Source organism: Bacteroidales bacterium, from assembly GCA_013141385.1.
Classification (GTDB): Bacteria; Bacteroidota; Bacteroidia; order Bacteroidales; family Tenuifilaceae; genus UBA8529.
Map to the genome: position 1 here is coordinate 201,375 of JABFRB010000019.1, position 16,639 is coordinate 218,013.

Annotated in this window: 15 protein-coding genes and 1 tRNA gene; 3 read left to right on the top strand and 13 right to left on the bottom strand. The window is 35.4% G+C overall.

Going from position 1 to position 16,639, the window contains the following annotated elements; translation table 11 throughout:
• Window positions 1-394: 394 nt before the first annotated feature.
• Both HOO91_11755 and HOO91_11760 read left to right on the top strand, forming a co-directional pair.
• A tRNA-Arg gene (locus tag HOO91_11755) sits at window positions 395-466 on the top strand.
• 123 nt (window positions 467-589) lie between these two features.
• Window positions 590-3,859 carry a peptidase S41 gene (locus tag HOO91_11760; GenBank protein NOU18220.1) on the top strand — a complete coding sequence of 1,090 codons (3,270 nt, stop codon included), beginning with the start codon at window positions 590-592 and terminating at the stop codon, window positions 3,857-3,859.
• A gap of 71 nt (window positions 3,860-3,930) precedes the next feature.
• Here HOO91_11760 and deoC read toward each other — a convergent pair whose 3' ends face one another.
• The 13 genes from deoC to HOO91_11825 all read right to left on the bottom strand — a co-directional run bounded on the left by deoC (window position 3,931) and on the right by HOO91_11825 (window position 11,036).
• Window positions 3,931-4,728, bottom strand: coding sequence for a deoxyribose-phosphate aldolase (gene deoC, locus HOO91_11765; GenBank protein NOU18221.1), 798 nt, complete (start codon window positions 4,726-4,728; stop codon window positions 3,931-3,933).
• 1 nt (window position 4,729) lies between these two features.
• Complete coding sequence (locus HOO91_11770) at window positions 4,730-5,212, bottom strand: RpiB/LacA/LacB family sugar-phosphate isomerase (protein NOU18222.1); 483 nt, start codon at window positions 5,210-5,212, stop codon at window positions 4,730-4,732.
• A gap of 74 nt (window positions 5,213-5,286) precedes the next feature.
• Window positions 5,287-5,556, bottom strand: a complete 270-nt coding sequence (locus HOO91_11775; GenBank protein NOU18223.1) for a EutN/CcmL family microcompartment protein — start codon at window positions 5,554-5,556, stop codon at window positions 5,287-5,289.
• Window positions 5,553-5,828: a EutN/CcmL family microcompartment protein gene (locus HOO91_11780; protein NOU18224.1), complete on the bottom strand. Its 276-nt coding sequence runs from the start codon at window positions 5,826-5,828 to the stop codon at window positions 5,553-5,555. The genes HOO91_11775 and HOO91_11780 overlap by 4 nt, the downstream gene beginning before the upstream one ends.
• A 38-nt stretch (window positions 5,829-5,866) precedes the next feature.
• Window positions 5,867-7,282, bottom strand: a complete 1,416-nt coding sequence (locus HOO91_11785) for an aldehyde dehydrogenase EutE (GenBank protein NOU18225.1) — start codon at window positions 7,280-7,282, stop codon at window positions 5,867-5,869.
• A 17-nt stretch (window positions 7,283-7,299) separates the two neighbouring features.
• Window positions 7,300-7,851, bottom strand: coding sequence for a BMC domain-containing protein (locus HOO91_11790; GenBank protein NOU18226.1), 552 nt, complete (start codon window positions 7,849-7,851; stop codon window positions 7,300-7,302).
• A 7-nt stretch (window positions 7,852-7,858) separates the two neighbouring features.
• On the bottom strand, window positions 7,859-8,146 hold the full coding sequence (locus HOO91_11795; GenBank protein NOU18227.1) for a EutN/CcmL family microcompartment protein: 288 nt from the start codon (window positions 8,144-8,146) through the stop codon (window positions 7,859-7,861).
• 2 nt (window positions 8,147-8,148) lie between these two features.
• Window positions 8,149-8,445 (bottom strand): EutN/CcmL family microcompartment protein, encoded by a 297-nt coding sequence (locus HOO91_11800; protein ID NOU18228.1) that lies wholly within the window; start codon window positions 8,443-8,445, stop codon window positions 8,149-8,151.
• A 96-nt stretch (window positions 8,446-8,541) separates the two neighbouring features.
• Window positions 8,542-8,847 carry a BMC domain-containing protein gene (locus tag HOO91_11805; protein ID NOU18229.1) on the bottom strand — a complete coding sequence of 102 codons (306 nt, stop codon included), beginning with the start codon at window positions 8,845-8,847 and terminating at the stop codon, window positions 8,542-8,544.
• A gap of 45 nt (window positions 8,848-8,892) precedes the next feature.
• Window positions 8,893-9,516 (bottom strand): hypothetical protein, encoded by a 624-nt coding sequence (locus HOO91_11810; GenBank protein ID NOU18230.1) that lies wholly within the window; start codon window positions 9,514-9,516, stop codon window positions 8,893-8,895.
• A 16-nt stretch (window positions 9,517-9,532) separates the two neighbouring features.
• Entirely contained in the window at window positions 9,533-9,841 is a 309-nt protein-coding gene (locus tag HOO91_11815) for a BMC domain-containing protein (GenBank protein NOU18231.1), read from the bottom strand.
• A gap of 407 nt (window positions 9,842-10,248) precedes the next feature.
• Entirely contained in the window at window positions 10,249-10,584 is a 336-nt protein-coding gene (locus HOO91_11820) for a nucleotide pyrophosphohydrolase (protein NOU18232.1), read from the bottom strand.
• Complete coding sequence (locus HOO91_11825) at window positions 10,584-11,036, bottom strand: D-tyrosyl-tRNA(Tyr) deacylase (GenBank protein NOU18233.1); 453 nt, start codon at window positions 11,034-11,036, stop codon at window positions 10,584-10,586. The genes HOO91_11820 and HOO91_11825 overlap by 1 nt, the downstream gene beginning before the upstream one ends.
• Before the next feature lie 185 nt (window positions 11,037-11,221).
• On the opposite strand from HOO91_11825, the gene HOO91_11830 reads away from it, so the two are divergent.
• Entirely contained in the window at window positions 11,222-16,513 is a 5,292-nt protein-coding gene (locus HOO91_11830; GenBank protein ID NOU18234.1) for a T9SS type A sorting domain-containing protein, read from the top strand.
• Window positions 16,514-16,639 lie beyond the last annotated feature (126 nt).

Sequence of the window (16,639 nt, forward strand, 5' to 3'; positions counted from 1 at the left end):
CATGACTAGACGCTTATTATTTTATCGTTTAGGTTAATAATGCTCAGCTTTTGCTGAGGTTTATTTTAAAAATTAAGTTGCAAATATTAACATTTATAGAACCCGTTGTACTTTCAGAAGCTTTTTTTTACATTTTTTTCTAAAATATTTTAGAAACATGTGTTTAAAAAATTGATATTCTATCGTTTACAAGGGTTTCAAAAATCATTAATTTTTATGCCAAATTACGTCATGAGTAAATATATGATACTCGTTATTGCACCGAAGAATTAACAATAATCAAAAGTTATTAACAATCTCCCTTGCAATAGTGATGAGAGGTTGGTTGTGTAATGCATTTTAGTGCCATTTGCAGCCTTTTAAAATAATATTATCTTTGCGGCTCGAAATAGTTGGCCCTATAGTTCAAGGGATAGAACGGAAGTTTCCTAAACTTCAGATTCCAGTTCGAGTCTGGGTGGGGCTACAAAGAAAAGCCATAATTCATAGTAGAATTATGGCTTCTTTTTTTATCCTCACTTGTATTATTCTTTTTAACTTTAAACTAATCTTTCTTTTTGATATCCTATCTATACTTAAATCAAATTATATGAGACACTTAATAAACCATCTAAAAAACATTATCATGGTGTTTATTCTACTGATGATAATGCTTGCGTTTGCAAATACCTCTCTATTTGCTCAAAACCCAATGATGCGTTATCCAGATATACACGACAATACTGTTGTGTTTGTTACTGGTAGCGATATATGGAAATCTACTATCGATGGTGGTGTTGCAACCCGCTTAACATTTAACGATGGTCAGGAAAATTTTCCAAAAATTTCTCCTGCTGGCAAGTTAATTGCCTTCACAGGGGAATATGATGGGAATGCAGATGTCTACGTAATGAATATTGATGGAGGAGACATCAAGCGAATAACATTTCATCCCGGATTTGATGAGGTGATTGGCTGGAATAAAACTAAAAATAAGATAATGTTCACCTCTGGTAGAAATAGCACATCAAGATACACTAAACTCTTTCTAATATCGCCAGATGGTAATGGTCTTGAGGAAACAATCTTATATGATGTTGCCCGCGCCAGCTACTCCCCCGATGGGTCAATGTTAGCATATAACAAAGATGCACAGGATAATGCTACTTGGAAACGTTACAAAGGCGGACGCGCTCAGGAAATATACGTATATGATTTTAACACCAATCAGGAGGTAAACATTACTAATTATGATGGTTCTGATCGACTTCCAATGTGGGTTGGCGATAAAATTTATTTTGCATCGGATAGAGATAGAGTTCTCAATATCTGGGCGTACGATACTAATACAAAATGGATAGATCAAATAACAAAACATAGTGAGTATGATGTTCAACATCCTAGCGCAGGAAATGGTAATAGAATTGTATATGAACTTGGCGGTGATATTTGGATACTCGATTTAAACACAAAAGAATCAAAAAAGATACCTATTCAGGTTTTAGCGGATATGGAAGAGACTCGTCCATATTTAAAAGATATTAGTTCTGAAATTCAGGATATTGAAATTTCCCCTTCAGGAAAAAGGGGATTGATTGTTGCTCGAGGGGAGGTATTTACTGTTCCACAAAGCGATGGCCCAACAAGAAATATCTCAAACAATTGTGGTGCAAGAGATAAGGACGCTGTATGGTCACCTGATGGTAAATGGATTGCATACTTCTCGGACAAATCGGGTGAATATGAAATATACGTTGTAAATGCCAATGGCAAAGAGGATGCGATAAAACTTACCACCCATAAGGATGGTTATAGGCACACCCTTAAATGGTCACCCGACAGCAGGAACCTTTCATATACCGATCAAACCTTAACCCTTTACTATATTGACGTTGCAACTAAGGCAATAACAAAGATTGACAAGGAAGAGTACGAAAATGTTGATGTTTCTCAGGATGTAAAATCTATCTACGATTATTCATGGTCGCCAGATAGTAAGTATATCGTGTATTCCAAAATGAATAATAATTTCATGTACCAATTATTCGTTTATTCCCTAGAAACTAAGGCTATTAACTGCATAAGCAATGGTCTTTTTCATGATTTTAGCCCAGTGTTTTCTAAAGATGGTGAGTTTATCCTATTCATTTCTGATAGAATTTTTGAACCTACCTATTGTGATATTGAATGGGAAATGGTTTACCAGAAAGTTGCTGGCATATACGCAATCAACTTGAAGAAGGATGGAAAATCTATATTACCGTACAAAAGCGACGAGGAGATTTCTTCGGACAACAACTCAGAGACTAAATCAGCAACCACCTCTTCTATTCATATAGATTTTGATGGCATTACCGACCGTATTGAATCTCTTCCGCTGAAGAAAGGAAATTATAGAAATTTACAAATTAATGATACAACACTATTCTACTTAAACTATAATCAGGGCAATTTTAACCGTTTTGAGGTTAATCCTCAAAATAAAATGTCGCTATACTCTTACTCTTTCAGTAACAGAAAGGAAAGAACTCTTGTTGAAGATATCAATAGTTACAAACTTTCATTTAATGGCGAAAACATTATCTATTTAAAAGATAACAATGTTACAATAATTCCTTCAAGCGGAGAGGAAGAAGACCAACTGAAATTATCTGATTTAAAGATATGGTACGAGCCCATTAAGGAATGGAAACAGATATTCAATGAGGCATGGCGCATGGAACGTGATTACTATTACGAACCCAATATGCATGGCCAAGATTGGAATTTCTTAAAGCAGAAGTACGGACAATTAGTTGATAAGGCATCCTGTCGTCAGGATTTGACGTTTATTATCGGGGAACTAATTGGTGAACTTAATACTTCACACACCTATGTCTATGGTGGTGATTATAAGCGAAATACTTCAAGAGTAAATATTGGTATGCTTGGAGCAGATTATAAGATTGATACTCAGAATAATTTATATCAATTTAAAAAGATTTTTAGAGAAAGGGATTGGTCACGGGAAATATGGCCACCATTAGCAAAACCGGGTATTAATGTTATTGAAGGTGATTACCTTCTTAAGGTAAATGGGGTTGACGTTAAGGCTGATAAAGAGATATATGGCTATTTTGTTGGATTATGTGATAAGCAGGTAACTTTAACAGTTAACTCAAAACCCACACTCACGGGTGCTCGCGAGGTGGTTGTTGAACCTTCACATAACGAAAATAGCATTCGGCATATGGATTGGTTAGAATCAAACCGATTGGCGGTGGATAAGGCTTCTAATGGAAAAATTGGCTATATCTATATGCCCGACACATGGAATGGTTCTGCTATTGATTTTCCAAAGTATTTCTATTCTCAAACCAAGAAAGAGGGTATTATTCTTGATGGCCGATTCAACGGAGGAGGACTGGACCCAGAGATTTTCTTAGAAAGATTATTAAAAAAACCGCATGGTTTCTGGACTCGTCGAAATTCAGTAGACCAGACAATTCCTGCAACAGCTGTTCAGGCAAATATGGCTCTTTTAACAAATCGCTATGCAGGTTCTGGTGGAGACGAACTTCCTTACGAATTCCAGCTAAATAAAATGGGTCCTGTTATTGGTACTCGAACATGGGGTGGCCTTGTTGGTGTTTCAATGTTTATACAACTAATAGACGGGGGTGGTTTAACTGCTCCCGATTATAGAATTTACAACGAGAAAGGCGAATGGGTAGTTGAGAATAAAGGGGTTACTCCAGATATTATAATCGATATTGATTCCAAGAAGATGTCCGAAGGCTACGACACTCAACTAATGAAAGCGGTTGATGAATTAATGAAAAAGATAAACGAAAATCCTCGTAAATGGCCAATTCATCAAGCCTTCCCTATGGATAAATAGATATTATAAAAAGCAAACCCCCGCAAGAATTTGTGGGGGTTTGTTTTTTATAAATATTTTGATGGCTATTCTTAATAAGAACCCTGCGCTGTTGCACCAGTTACTACAGCAACACTAGATCCGCAACCTAATCTATTTGCACCTGCCCGAATAAGAGCAACTGCTTTATTATAGTCGGTAATTCCGCCACTTGCCTTAACGCCCATATTGGGGCCAACAATTCTTCTCATCAAAGCGATATCAGCAACGGTAGCTCCACTGGTAGAAAAACCAGTACTCGTTTTTACAAAATCGGCATCCGCTTTTTTGGCTATTTCACAGGCGAGAATTTTTTCCTCATCGGTTAACAAACTTGTCTCGATAATAACCTTCAAAATAGTATTATTCCTACTTGCTCTCTTAATTGCACGGATGTCTTCCTCAACAAGTTTTAGATTTCTTGACTTTAAAGCGCCAATATTAATGACCATATCTAATTCATTGGCTCCGTGTTCTAAAGCATTACGAGCTTCGAAGGCTTTACTTCTTGTCTCCATTTCACCTAAAGGAAATCCTATAACAGAGCAAACTTTAACGCCGGATCCTCTTAGTTTTTTTGCTACAAACTCTACCCATCCAGAATTAACGCAAACAGAGTAAAATTTATATTGAATCGCTTCGTTGCACAATTGTTCAAATTGCTCTTTCACAGAACCCGGTTTTAACAAGGTATGGTCAATATACCGAGCTAACTCAGCAGGTGAGATACCTAAATTAGCAGATTGCTTTTGTGAAGACTCCTTTTTTTCAGAATCCATTAATTTCATCTTCTCATTTAAGCGAAGCATTACCTCGTTGGTGATTTTGTCAATCAAATCCTTGTGTTCCATATTATCCTCTCAATTTTTCTACCGACATCATTTTATTAATTCTAGGCCAGTGTCTGCCTCCTTCAAATCTGGTTTCAAGCCATAATTTTGCCATTTCACATAATTCACCAGATGTATGTTGAGCAGTACCCATAGTAAGTACATTAGCATTATTGTGTTCTCGACTATTTACAATTGTTTTTAAACTCCAACAGAGTGCGGCTCTGATTCCCCTAACTTTATTACAAACCATTGATGAACCTATTCCTGCAGCATCAAGCATAATTCCTCGATCACATTCTCCGTTAACTACTTTTTTAGCAACAAGAACAGCAAAATCAGGGTAATCCACTTTTTCTACACTATTGTTAGTCCCAACATCTACAACCAAATATCCAATAGTTTGAAGATAGGTTTTTAACATCTCCTTAGAGTCGTACGAGCCATGATCGGCACCAATAGCAACCCTTTTAACCTGATCAATATTATTATACCCGTTGTTCATTCCCAATTAGTTTCAAATATGTAATTTTTTTGTTTAACCAAAATATTACAAAAACCTGTTAATTTGTGTTTTATCTATTTTGATATATTATCAATAATTCCAGCAATTACAGTTTTTACGGTCATAGATTCTGGCTCTCCAATTATCGATCTTGCCGAACCACCTTCTTCCAAAACTAAAACAGTATCGCCAACACCTGCCTGAACCGCATCAATAGCAAGAAATGATGAACCTTTCGGTGTACCAGAGGGATCAATGGGCTGTACAATCAAAATTTTTTTTGATTCGTACCCGTTTGCAATTATCGTAGAAACTACGTTCCCAATTACTTTTGCTAATATCATTTTTTACTATCTACAAAAAGTTCATCAACAATTCCCATAATCGAAGCATCGCTTGGATTCATAATCGTTTCCAGCACTCTTCCTGCCTCCTTGCTTGTCTCGTAATAAATAATCATTCCAGTTCCCGAATGAATGGTATCCATCGCTACAATTGGGTCGCCAACTTTATTCAACTTCTCATCGAGAGGTTGAACCAAAAGTAGGCTAACACCCTGAAATGACTCTACTTTTTGGGTGCTTACCACTCTTCCGATAACTCTACCTAATTTCATTGCGTAATTGTAAGGTTTTTCTTTTTATAAATTCAGCCTTAAATAATTCTCAGATAATCTACTAAAGTACAACGTCTTTCTCTTGTAAACGTTCGTGCTCTTGTTACGCCCTCACCTGTTGGGCTCGCAATAGTAAACGATGCAAAACCAGCACCTCCAAAACCTAAGCCAGCATAACTTGGTCCATTCTTAATAAAAATGGAACAATTCATCATTCTAGCCATTTTGCTAAGTTTTGCAATGTTTAACGAGTGCATGATTGCTGTATGCCTGAATCCGTGCTCACATACTACAGCAAATCCTATTGCTTCATCAACATCTCTAACTCTAACCAATGGCATTACAGGCATAAGCTGTTCTGTCCAAACAAGTGGGTGATTTCGATCAACTTCACAAAGCAATAGTCTTGTAGATGGAGGAACTGTTAGTCCGATTTGACTAGCTATATAATCGGCATTTTTGCCAACAAATTTCTTATTTGCCGCCCCCTCGCTTCCAGGGCCACCAGGTTCTGAAATTACTAAATCTGTTATTTTTTTTATTTGATCAGAAGATAATTCGTATGCCCCGTTTTTCTTCATCTCTTCTTTTAATCTATCAGCAACAGAAGCAACACAAATAATTTCTTTTTCACATATACAGATTACATTATTATCGAAACTTGCTCCGTCAACAATGGCCTTTCCTGCCTTTGCAATATCCGCGGTTTCGTCAACAACAACAGGAGGATTTCCTGGTCCAGCAGCAATAACCTTTTTTCCGCTATTCATTGCTGTTTTAACAACAGCAGGGCCACCAGTAACAACCATTATTGCTATTTTCTTATGCGACATCAACTCTTTTGCAGATTCAATGGTTGGTTCATCGATACATGTTATCAAATTTGAAGGCCCCCCTGCTCCAATTATTGCACAGTTCATTAAATTAACTAAGTAGCAGGATACCTTTTTTGCAGATGGGTGTGGGTTAAAAACCACTGAGTTACCCCCTGCTATCATTCCAATAGCATTACTTATTATTGTAATTGTTGAGTTTGTGCTTGGTGTAATTGACCCGATTACCCCATAAGCTGCTCTTTCAACTAATGTTAGCCCATTATCATCAGAGTATGCTTCAGGAATAATGTCTTCGACGCCGGGGGTTTTGTTAATTCCAAATTCATTCTTCTGGATTTTATCCTCCCATCGACCCAATCCAGTTTCCTCATGTGCTAATTTGGAATAGTAGGTATTATTTGCCAAACATACTTTTCTAATGTTGGCTATAATATTTTTGCGTGTCTCTAGACTTAATTTGTTTAATTCATTAAAAGCTTTTTCGGCTGCATCTATTGCGTTGTTAATGTTTGAAAAAACACCGATTCCTGTTCCAGATTCCTCTTTTACTAGGTCAAGGTTCATGCTTTTAATAACTTCTTGAACCAGCTGTCGAATATTTTGTTCTAGATTGTCCAATTTTCAAACCCTCCTTATTACATAAAAAATGGTTTTATTTCAATATGAGGCTGTGGAATGAGCGTTTCCATACAAAGTTGCCCGTTGGCTTTTGCTTTAGCAGTTCCCGCTTCCATGGCTGCTTGAACCGCATCAAGAGAGCCCATTACTTTCACATAGGATTTGCCACCAAATCCTATAGCAAGTCTTACTTCAATAATCTTTACACCTCCAACCTTCGCAGCAATATCAGCTGCTTCAATACTGGAAACCACTGAAAGTGTTTCAATAATCCCAATGGCTTCCCAGTTTTCTGTTTTAACAATATTTCCAATGGCAGGGATAACATCCTGATGAATCATTGGAAGGAACAAACTATCAATAACACTATTTTTACCTGTTTCATAGCCTTTGTTAAATGAATACTCAACAGAAGCCACATCTCCACTAAAAACAATCAGATATTTCCCTGGGCAAATTGTTCTAGCCTCAATAATCTTGATCGGCGCAATTTTAACCATCTCGTCCAAAGCCAAAATACCGATAGCAATACTACTAAACTCTAATGCGCCTAATACTGTTAAATCCATTTATTCCTCACTTCTTATAAACTATCGTTTCATTTTCATCTATCAAATCAACGATACCAACAATCAAGGCATCAACGGGTTTGTTAAAAGTATCTTCAGTTTCTCTAGCAGAGGAACTTTCCGAAATTATAACCATTTCTCCGTTTCCAGCGCTAACCAAATCTAGGGCGACAAGGTAATCTCCTTTCGTAACGCATTGCTGATTACACTTATCAATTAATAAATATCGCGCTCCAGAAATGCTATCGTTTTTTTTATTACAAACAACCGTTCCAACAACTTTTCCTAGTATCATTTTTAACTGTTTTTCTGAAAAGTATAAACACCGTCCTTCTCAATAAAATCAACAATTGCAATAACAGCAGAATCTGTTGGTCTACCTTCGGTTACGTTAGTAAATCGAGCACTACTACCGGATACATAAAAAACAACCTCCCCTGTTCCAGCACCAACGCTGTCCATTGAAACAACAAAATCTCCTTTGCCTTTCATGGTTATAGGGTCGATTTTCTCAAGCAGCAGGAATTTTATTCCTTCGATTTTTTCTGACTTATGACTTGAAACAACAGTACCAACTACCCTGGCTAATATCATGTTATATTTTTTTAAAAACGAAATATATTGTGCCTAATTCATCAACTAGAAACCTATTCAATTCAAACTATTCTAATTAAATGAGACAAACACTGCCTATTTTTTACTAACCTGATTTCTTCCAAGAGGTAAAGCAGAGTCAACGTTTCCATGAGGTCTAGGAATAATATGTGTGGAAACAATTTCACCAACCTTTTCGGCTGCTTTAACGCCTGCATCAACGGCTGCTCTAACAGAAGCAACATCACCACGAACAATAGCGGTTACATAACCACCACCAATTTTTTCGTAGCCAATTAATTCAACCTTTGCGGCTTTTACCATTGCATCTGAAGCCTCAACCATAGCGGCAAAACCTTTTGTTTCAATCATTCCTAATGCTTCTGAACTATTATCGCTCATAATTTTTCTCCTTATTGATTATTTTTAGTTAAACTTTGTTTTTTTCTAATATTCTTCTCTACCTGTAATTTCAGCTAATCGCTTTTCAACGATTTTTTTTGCCTCCAAGACCTCAGCCTCAGAACCTCCAATATAAACCCTTCCGAATTTTCCAAAACCCATTACATCGATTATATTAATACGAGCGGATTTTTCAGCCTCGTTTGCAGCAAAATAAGCATACCCGGCAGGTTCTACTTCTAGTACAAATAGTGTGTCACCTCTTAAAAGCATCATGCCCATCCTCGTCCTATTGATTAATTGAGCATGGTGATCTTCAACATTTTTAATAAGTTGACTAGTGAGAACTCTTGGTCTAATTCTATCTTCTTCCTTTTTTTCAATTGCTTTCATTACAGCTTCACCAGCCATTCTTATGTCACCTTGACTGTCAGAATGGATTTCAAGCATTCCATATGCCCGTTCAACAATCTGCATTCCGGGTGTAACATTAGTTGCCTTTAAGGCAATATCTGTTAACGTATTAATTTCGATACCAGGAGCAATCTCAATAATGCAACAAGCTTGTCCTCCAACAGGAAGATAACCTTTGGATACGGTTGACAGATATGAAGCCATTTGCAATTGCAACGAATCTAAAAAAACGTATGTTCTTAAATCGACCATAATTGTATTCTTTATTTAGTTATTTTCCCTTTTTAACAATTTTACCACCTAGCGGAAGCGCACTATCTACATTAGCATGTGGTCTTGGAATAATGTGTGTAGACACAACCTCACCAACCTTTTCGGCTGCTTTTACTCCTGCATCTACGGCTGCTCTTACTGATGCAACATCTCCTCGAACAATAGCGGTTACATATCCACCACCAATTTTTTCATATCCTATTAATTCGACCTTTGCCGCTTTGACCATAGCATCTGAGGCTTCAACCATAGCTGCAAAACCTTTGGTTTCAATCATACCCAATGCATTCATTTCATTGTTTTCCATATATATCCTCCTAATTATAATTCGTTATTAAAAGTCTGATCATATTATCAATTCCTTCTATTTTTTATTTCACCAAGTTGCTCAATCTGTTTCCCCAAGGAATATCGAACAATATTAACGAAACAATTCTGTAATAATATTTTCACTATCAATTTTGAGGTCGAAAAAACTGCTACTTTGATTAACAAAATTAGTATTAAACCTTATAATTTTACTATTTTGAAGGGAATAAAATGGTCTTTTTCATTAAATTAAGGAATTTCTTTGGGAATACTCTTTTTTAGAAGTGAATTTTTCTTTTGGGAATACTCATGTTTTCGAAAAAAAGAATAAATAAGATTCATTTGGAATGTCGATAATTAGAAAACTGGTTGTCTGTTCAAAAAATGAAATTAAAGAGATGTTCTTTAAAAAAGTTTTGGATTATTATTATGTCTTGAAGAGTCTCTGTTTGTTTTTTTTTCGAGACTTTTGTTTAAAGCATCGGTAAGATTTATTCCCGTTTGGTTTGCAAGACAAATTAAAACAAAAAGAACATCAGCAAGTTCCTCTCCAAGTTTCGAGGAATCTTCTCCTGCCTTGAATGATTGCTCACCATACTGCCTTGAAATTATTCGAGCAACTTCGCCCACTTCTTCGGTCAATATCGCCATATTGGTGAGCTCGTTAAAATATCTAACACCATGTTTTTTTATCCAGTCATCAACCATTTGTTGTGCTTCCCGAATAGTTAAATCATTCATTACTCTCTATTTTTTGAATCAATTATTATTGTCACCGGGCCATCGTTCACTAGAGATACAATCATCCTTGCACCAAATTCACCAGTAGAAATTGTTTTTCCAACTTCTTGCTCAATTTGCTTCACAAAATTATTATAAAGAGGGATCGCTATTTCGGGAGGTGCTGCTTGAACATATGAAGGGCGATTTCCTTTTTTTGTTTTGGCATGAAGGGTAAATTGGCTTACAACAAGGATTTCGCCACTAATTTCCTGAACAGAAAGGTTCATTATCCCTTGATTATCATCGAATATTCTAAGTTTAGCAATTTTTCCGCTCAGCCAAACCACATCTTCATTCGTATCGGATTGCTCTATACCTATAAGTAAAAGTAATCCTTTTTTAATACATCCCTTAACACAACCATTTATTGAAACAGAGGCTTCATTTACCCGTTGAATAACAACTCTCATAAATCAGTAATAACTATATTAGGCAAATATATGAATGAATTTTTTGATGTTTTTTCAATTTTTGCTTAAATCGCCTTAATATTACCGATTCAATTAACAAATTTTCCATTAGGTTTTCACAAAACAAAATGGGTTGACAATTCGTTTAATAAAATTATACATTTACGGTCATTAAAGAAAGAATTATGAGAGTCTTTTTGTATTCGATTTTTTTTGTGGCATTAAGTAATCTTACGTTTGCTCAGGTTAAAGAAATTTCTTTAGCGAAGAGACATAATGCAACTAGCTCTATTTCTAAAAGTAATAGTGGCATAAAGTTAACATTTAATCATGATAACCTTCTTAGTAAAACAATCAATGAAAACGATGGTAATTCATATACAGATATCTGGATTAAGGGATCTTATCCAATGGGTGAACTAGGAACACCAAAACTACCTGCTTATAAGAAACTTATCAGAATTCCTAAAGGTAGTAAACCTGTTTTAAAGGTATTGTCCTATTCCGAAGAACTGATTAATCTTAAAGACAAAGGAATTTCAGGTTCATTGTACCCAAATCAACCATCCGTTCGAAAAGATCAAGACCCGACTAAGACAAAATTTGAGATAAGAAAAGATGTTTATTCTAAAACCTCTTTTTCGAATTCGCCGATCGCTACAATTGAAATTTTAGGAGATCTCAGATCAGCAACCATTGCTCGTTTAACCATTTCTCCTATAGATTATAATCCAGGTAATGGCTTAATTAAGGTTTATAATGATATTAGTGTTGATATCTCTTTTGCAGATATTAATAGTCAATCAGTAGATGACGTTTTTAAAGCAAAAACATACTCTCCTTACTTTGATGTTGTTTACAGGTCTTTGTTGGAATCATCAACAAGTACATATATCAACCACCCAGATCTCACCAAGTATCCTGTAAAAATGCTAATAGTTAGCGATAGGGCTTTTGAACAAACACTTCAACCTTTTATTGAATGGAAGAAACTTAAAGGATTCGATGTCAAAACAGTATATACAGATATAATTGGTAATTCAGCGGATCAAATTAAGTTATATATTCAACAGGAGTATAATTCTGCTACACCAGAAAGCCCAGCACCAACATTTTTAGTTATCGTGGGTGATGTTCAACAGGTTCCTGCGTCCGCAACAGGCTCATCTACTTCCTACGCAACAGATCTTTACTATGCAAGTGTTGACGGTGATATGTTTCCTGATATGTATTATGGCCGTTTGTCAGCAACAACACCATCGCAACTTGCTAATATCATTAATAAGGTTATTTACTATGAGAAGTACCAGTTTGAGGATCCACGATACCTGAATAATGTTACCCTTATTGCTGGAGTAGATGATTCGTGGAATTTCAAGGTTGGGCAGCCTCAAATTAAGTATGCAACAGCAAACTATTTTAACTCTGGTCATGGTTTTAATACTGTGAATGAATTTGGAGTAACGACAGATCCTAATAATCCTATCGCAAGTTCATCGTATTCAGGATGCTATGATGCTAGTAAGATTTCTGTAGGATTCATCAACTATACTGCACACGGGAGTGAAACGTCATGGGTTGAACCAAATCTTTCAAACGTTACAATTAGCGGATTTTCAAATACCAATAAATATCCACTGGCAATTGGAAACTGTTGTCTTTCTGGAAATTTTGGCACCACAGAATGTTTAGGAGAAGCATGGATTCGAGCACAAAACAAGGGGGCTGTTACCTATATTGGCTCCTGTCCAAATACATTTTGGCTTGAAGATTTTTATTGGGCTGTGGGAGCATTTCCCATGGTTGGGGAAAACAATGGTTACGTACCAACATCTCAGGAAACAACCACAGGTATGTACGATGCAACCTTTGTAAGTAGTTATGTAACCACTGGTGCAATGCTATTTGCAGGGAATCTTGCTGTTACAGAAGTTAATATTCAAGGTTACCCAAACACTGGATCATCGGCACTATATTACTGGCAGGCCTATAATATTTTAGGAGATCCTTCTATAATGCCCTATTTTACGGAAGCAGAACCCAATCAAGTTTTTCACAACTCAACCATAACTGTTGGTGAAAACGCTTTCTCAGTAAATGCACTAGAAAATTCTTATATCGCTATTTCAATGAACAATCAACTTATAGGAACTTCTTTTGTCAGTAAAACGGGTGATGTTAGTATTCCAATCACCCCGATCTCCTCCACGGGAGATCTTATTGTAGTGATTACACGCCCGCAAACAATTCCACAAATCGACACAATTCATGCAATATCACCAACAGGACCATTTCTTCTTTTAGATTCTTATTCAATTGACGATCATCTTTCGAATAATAATAAGAAGGCGGATTATAATGAAACTTTTAGTACAAACCTTAAAATTAAAAACATTGGTGTAGATGATGCAACATCTGTTAAAATAAAAATATTGGGTACAGATGATCATATTTCTATTAATGGTAATGATTCAATTGATGTTGCAAATATTTCTCATAATGAAGGTCTTAATATTTTAGATATTCCTGCAGCATTTTCATTTAAGGTAAACGAAAATGTTCCAGATCAATATATTGCAATTTTTACTCTAAACATATATAGCAATCAAGGTATTTGGACATCTAAACTTAGGATACTATTGAATTCTCCAATTTTATCGTTTGGTGATATAACAATAGATGATTCTTCTGCTGGCGGAAACAATGATAGTTTACTTAACATTGGGGAAACGGCTAAAGCATTGATTCGGGTTACTAACAAGGGACATGCTCTTGCAAAAGATCTTTCTTTTCAAGCAATCATTCCCGACAGTATAAAAAATATTTTAACCTTAAGCAATATTCTAACAGAGCCATTTTCGCTTGATGCCTATTCTTTTTCTTCTGTACCTTTTAGGGTGGCTGTAAATCCAATTCTTCAAACGGAACTTTCTCTTCCAATCACTTTAAATATTACTGTATTACATCCATCTGGATTATCCAAATCATTTGAAAAAATCATTAAAATTTCTGCAAAAGACAGTGTTAAGATTTCCAATGACACCCTTAAAACCTGCTATACCTATTTTTATGATACTGGTGGAAAAAACGGAAACTATAAAAACCTTGAAGACAAAACAATCACTTTTACTGCTCAAAAAGAGAACTGTTTTCTTAAAGTAAAGTTTCTGGCGTTCTCTACTGAATTGAATTACGATTTTCTTTCCATTTTTGATGGACCCAATTTGACTAGTCGGGAGATTACGGGCAGTCCTTTTTCAGGAGCAACATCTCCTTGTGAAATAATTTCCTCTGGGAGATCTCTAACCATTCGGTTTAAATCAGATGATAGTAATGTTTCCACAGGCTGGATTGCAACTGTTGAATGCGTTGAGCCACAAATACCAAACTGTGTATCATCACCCACTCCCTTAGATGGGGAGCAATCCGTTCAATCGGGTATTTTAACATGGTCACCCACACAATATGGAACTTTTTATGATGTTTATATGGGTTTATCACCTTCGAATTTAACATATGCGGGGAGAGTAGAAAAACCAGAATTCGATTTTAAGCCTGAAAAAAGCAAAACATACTATTGGAAAATTCTCCCTGGAAACTTAGTAGGTATAAACAATTCTGCTTGCAGTACTTGGTCATTCACAACCGATGCAATAGCGAGTTCTTCTAGCATTAGCATGTCAACCAATACGATAGCGGTAGACACCATGCTTTTTTATGATTCAGGCGGAGCACTTCTGAATTATAGCAATAATGAAAATCACACATTAACCTTTAAACCAAAATATTCAGGAACTTATGTTAATGCACAGTTTTTATCATTTACTGTTGAGGGTGATAATTGTAAATGGGATAAGCTAACCGTTTACGATGGATTAACAACATCCAGCCCCATTTTAGGATCTTATTGTAGCACAAACACCCCAGGGATTATTCAATCGGGTAATACAGATGGTGCGCTTACATTTCAATTTCAATCAGACGATAACACAACTTTTAGTGGCTGGAAGGCAATAGTAAAATCAACTGGTGCAGTAATATTCAAGACTCTTACAATAAAAGTTCAAAGTAATTCTACCCCAATAGCAAATGCTAGCGTAAATATTGGTGGTGTAATCAAAGCTACAGATAATAATGGTTACGCTTACTTTACCATCGCAAGTGGTGATTTAAGTATATCCGTTAATGTTCCGGGATACAAACCTTTATATAAAAACATTAGTGAATCGGAAACGAGTGCTACAGTAATAGCAAATATTGAAAAACTATATACAATTAGTGTACATGCTTTTGACAAAAAAACTTTAAGTGGTATTCCTGGAGTAAAAGTTATTATTGGAACTGATTCTGCATTTACTAATGCCTCAGGACAAGCAGTATTAAATATTTTATCAGGCACTTACACTTTACTGTTAAATTCCAACAACTATTCTCCTTATAATCAACAATTAGTAATTGATATTACAAATGTTAATCTTGATATTTCTCTTAGCCCTATAAAGTACCCAATCTCATTTATTGTTTCAGATATTCTAGGTAATAAGATCGATGGTGCCTTAATAACCTTTAAAGACACAACACTTACAACAAATAGTATGGGAAATGCTTTTGGAAATTTCTTCTCAGGAAATTATTCTATCACTATCTCAAAACCAAATTACCTTCCTTTAAACTATTGGTTATCAATAATTGGTGCAGCTAATGAAGAAGTATATCTTGATGATGTATCCTCGTTTTACTCTCTTGATTTCACTTTTGTAGGAGACGGTCCTAAAGATAAAATTCTATTAAACAATAATGATGTTGATTTTTATTACAATAACGTACTTTATGGACGTTTTAAAACAGACATACTGGGTAATGGAACGTTTCAATTACCTAAAGGTGTCTTCAACTATAATGTGAATCGTGAAGGATATCATTCAATTAACAAGAACTTTATTGTTGATGGAATAATTTCACAAATAAAAGATACTCTATTTCAAAAGACCTTTGGGATAATATTTAATGTGAAGTCTCAAAACACTCCTATTCAAAACATCGCGGTAACTCTTAATGGCTATGAGCCAACAACAACAAATTCGCTTGGTGTAGCATCATTCTCAAGTATTGGTTACGAGAAAAATCTATCATACTCTATTCAAGGAATTGGTTTTCTCAGTACATCTGGGTTCCTTGACGTTATCAATCCACTTGTTATTGATCTTAATATAATTTCAGATGATATTCCTGTAAACTCAAAAAAACAAATTAAGATCTTCCCGAATCCGGCAGCAGACATCGTTAATATAGAATCCGACCAGCTAATAAGACAAGTGGTTATTGTTAACACATTGGGAAATATCGTTCTAAAAAACAACTATCCTTTAAGTAATCACATTACGATCTTAACAAGAAATTTTAGTCCTGGAGTATATGTTTTTATGATCTATGATAAGAATTTTATCCCCACAAATATTTTGATAATCAAAGAGTAACAAATTGAAATCTTTATTTTTTCCTTAAGATTCTAAATTGTTTATAGAAAAATAATGTGATACCTAACGTTTCTCCATCAAATAATTAATTTTACTTTTGAACTATATCTAGAAAGCATAAAAACG

Bases quoted from the DNA above. Each gene is read 5' to 3' on its own strand.
- HOO91_11800 (NOU18228.1), bottom strand. From the start codon at position 8,445: ATGATATTAGCCAGGGTAGTTGGTACTGTTGTTTCAAGTCATAAGTCA.
- HOO91_11780 (NOU18224.1), bottom strand. From the start codon at position 5,828: ATGAAATTAGGTAGAGTTATCGGAAGAGTGGTAAGCACCCAAAAAGTA.
- HOO91_11770 (NOU18222.1), bottom strand. From the start codon at position 5,212: ATGAACAACGGGTATAATAATATTGATCAGGTTAAAAGGGTTGCTATT.
- HOO91_11760 (NOU18220.1), top strand. From the start codon at position 590: ATGAGACACTTAATAAACCATCTAAAAAACATTATCATGGTGTTTATT.
- HOO91_11830 (NOU18234.1), top strand. From the start codon at position 11,222: ATGAGAGTCTTTTTGTATTCGATTTTTTTTGTGGCATTAAGTAATCTT.
- HOO91_11795 (NOU18227.1), bottom strand. From the start codon at position 8,146: ATGATACTAGGAAAAGTTGTTGGAACGGTTGTTTGTAATAAAAAAAAC.
- HOO91_11815 (NOU18231.1), bottom strand. From the start codon at position 9,841: ATGGAAAACAATGAAATGAATGCATTGGGTATGATTGAAACCAAAGGT.
- deoC (NOU18221.1), bottom strand. From the start codon at position 4,728: ATGGAACACAAGGATTTGATTGACAAAATCACCAACGAGGTAATGCTT.
- HOO91_11775 (NOU18223.1), bottom strand. From the start codon at position 5,556: ATGATATTAGCAAAAGTAATTGGGAACGTAGTTTCTACGATAATTGCA.
- HOO91_11805 (NOU18229.1), bottom strand. From the start codon at position 8,847: ATGAGCGATAATAGTTCAGAAGCATTAGGAATGATTGAAACAAAAGGT.
- HOO91_11820 (NOU18232.1), bottom strand. From the start codon at position 10,584: ATGAATGATTTAACTATTCGGGAAGCACAACAAATGGTTGATGACTGG.
- HOO91_11825 (NOU18233.1), bottom strand. From the start codon at position 11,036: ATGAGAGTTGTTATTCAACGGGTAAATGAAGCCTCTGTTTCAATAAAT.
- HOO91_11790 (NOU18226.1), bottom strand. From the start codon at position 7,851: ATGGATTTAACAGTATTAGGCGCATTAGAGTTTAGTAGTATTGCTATC.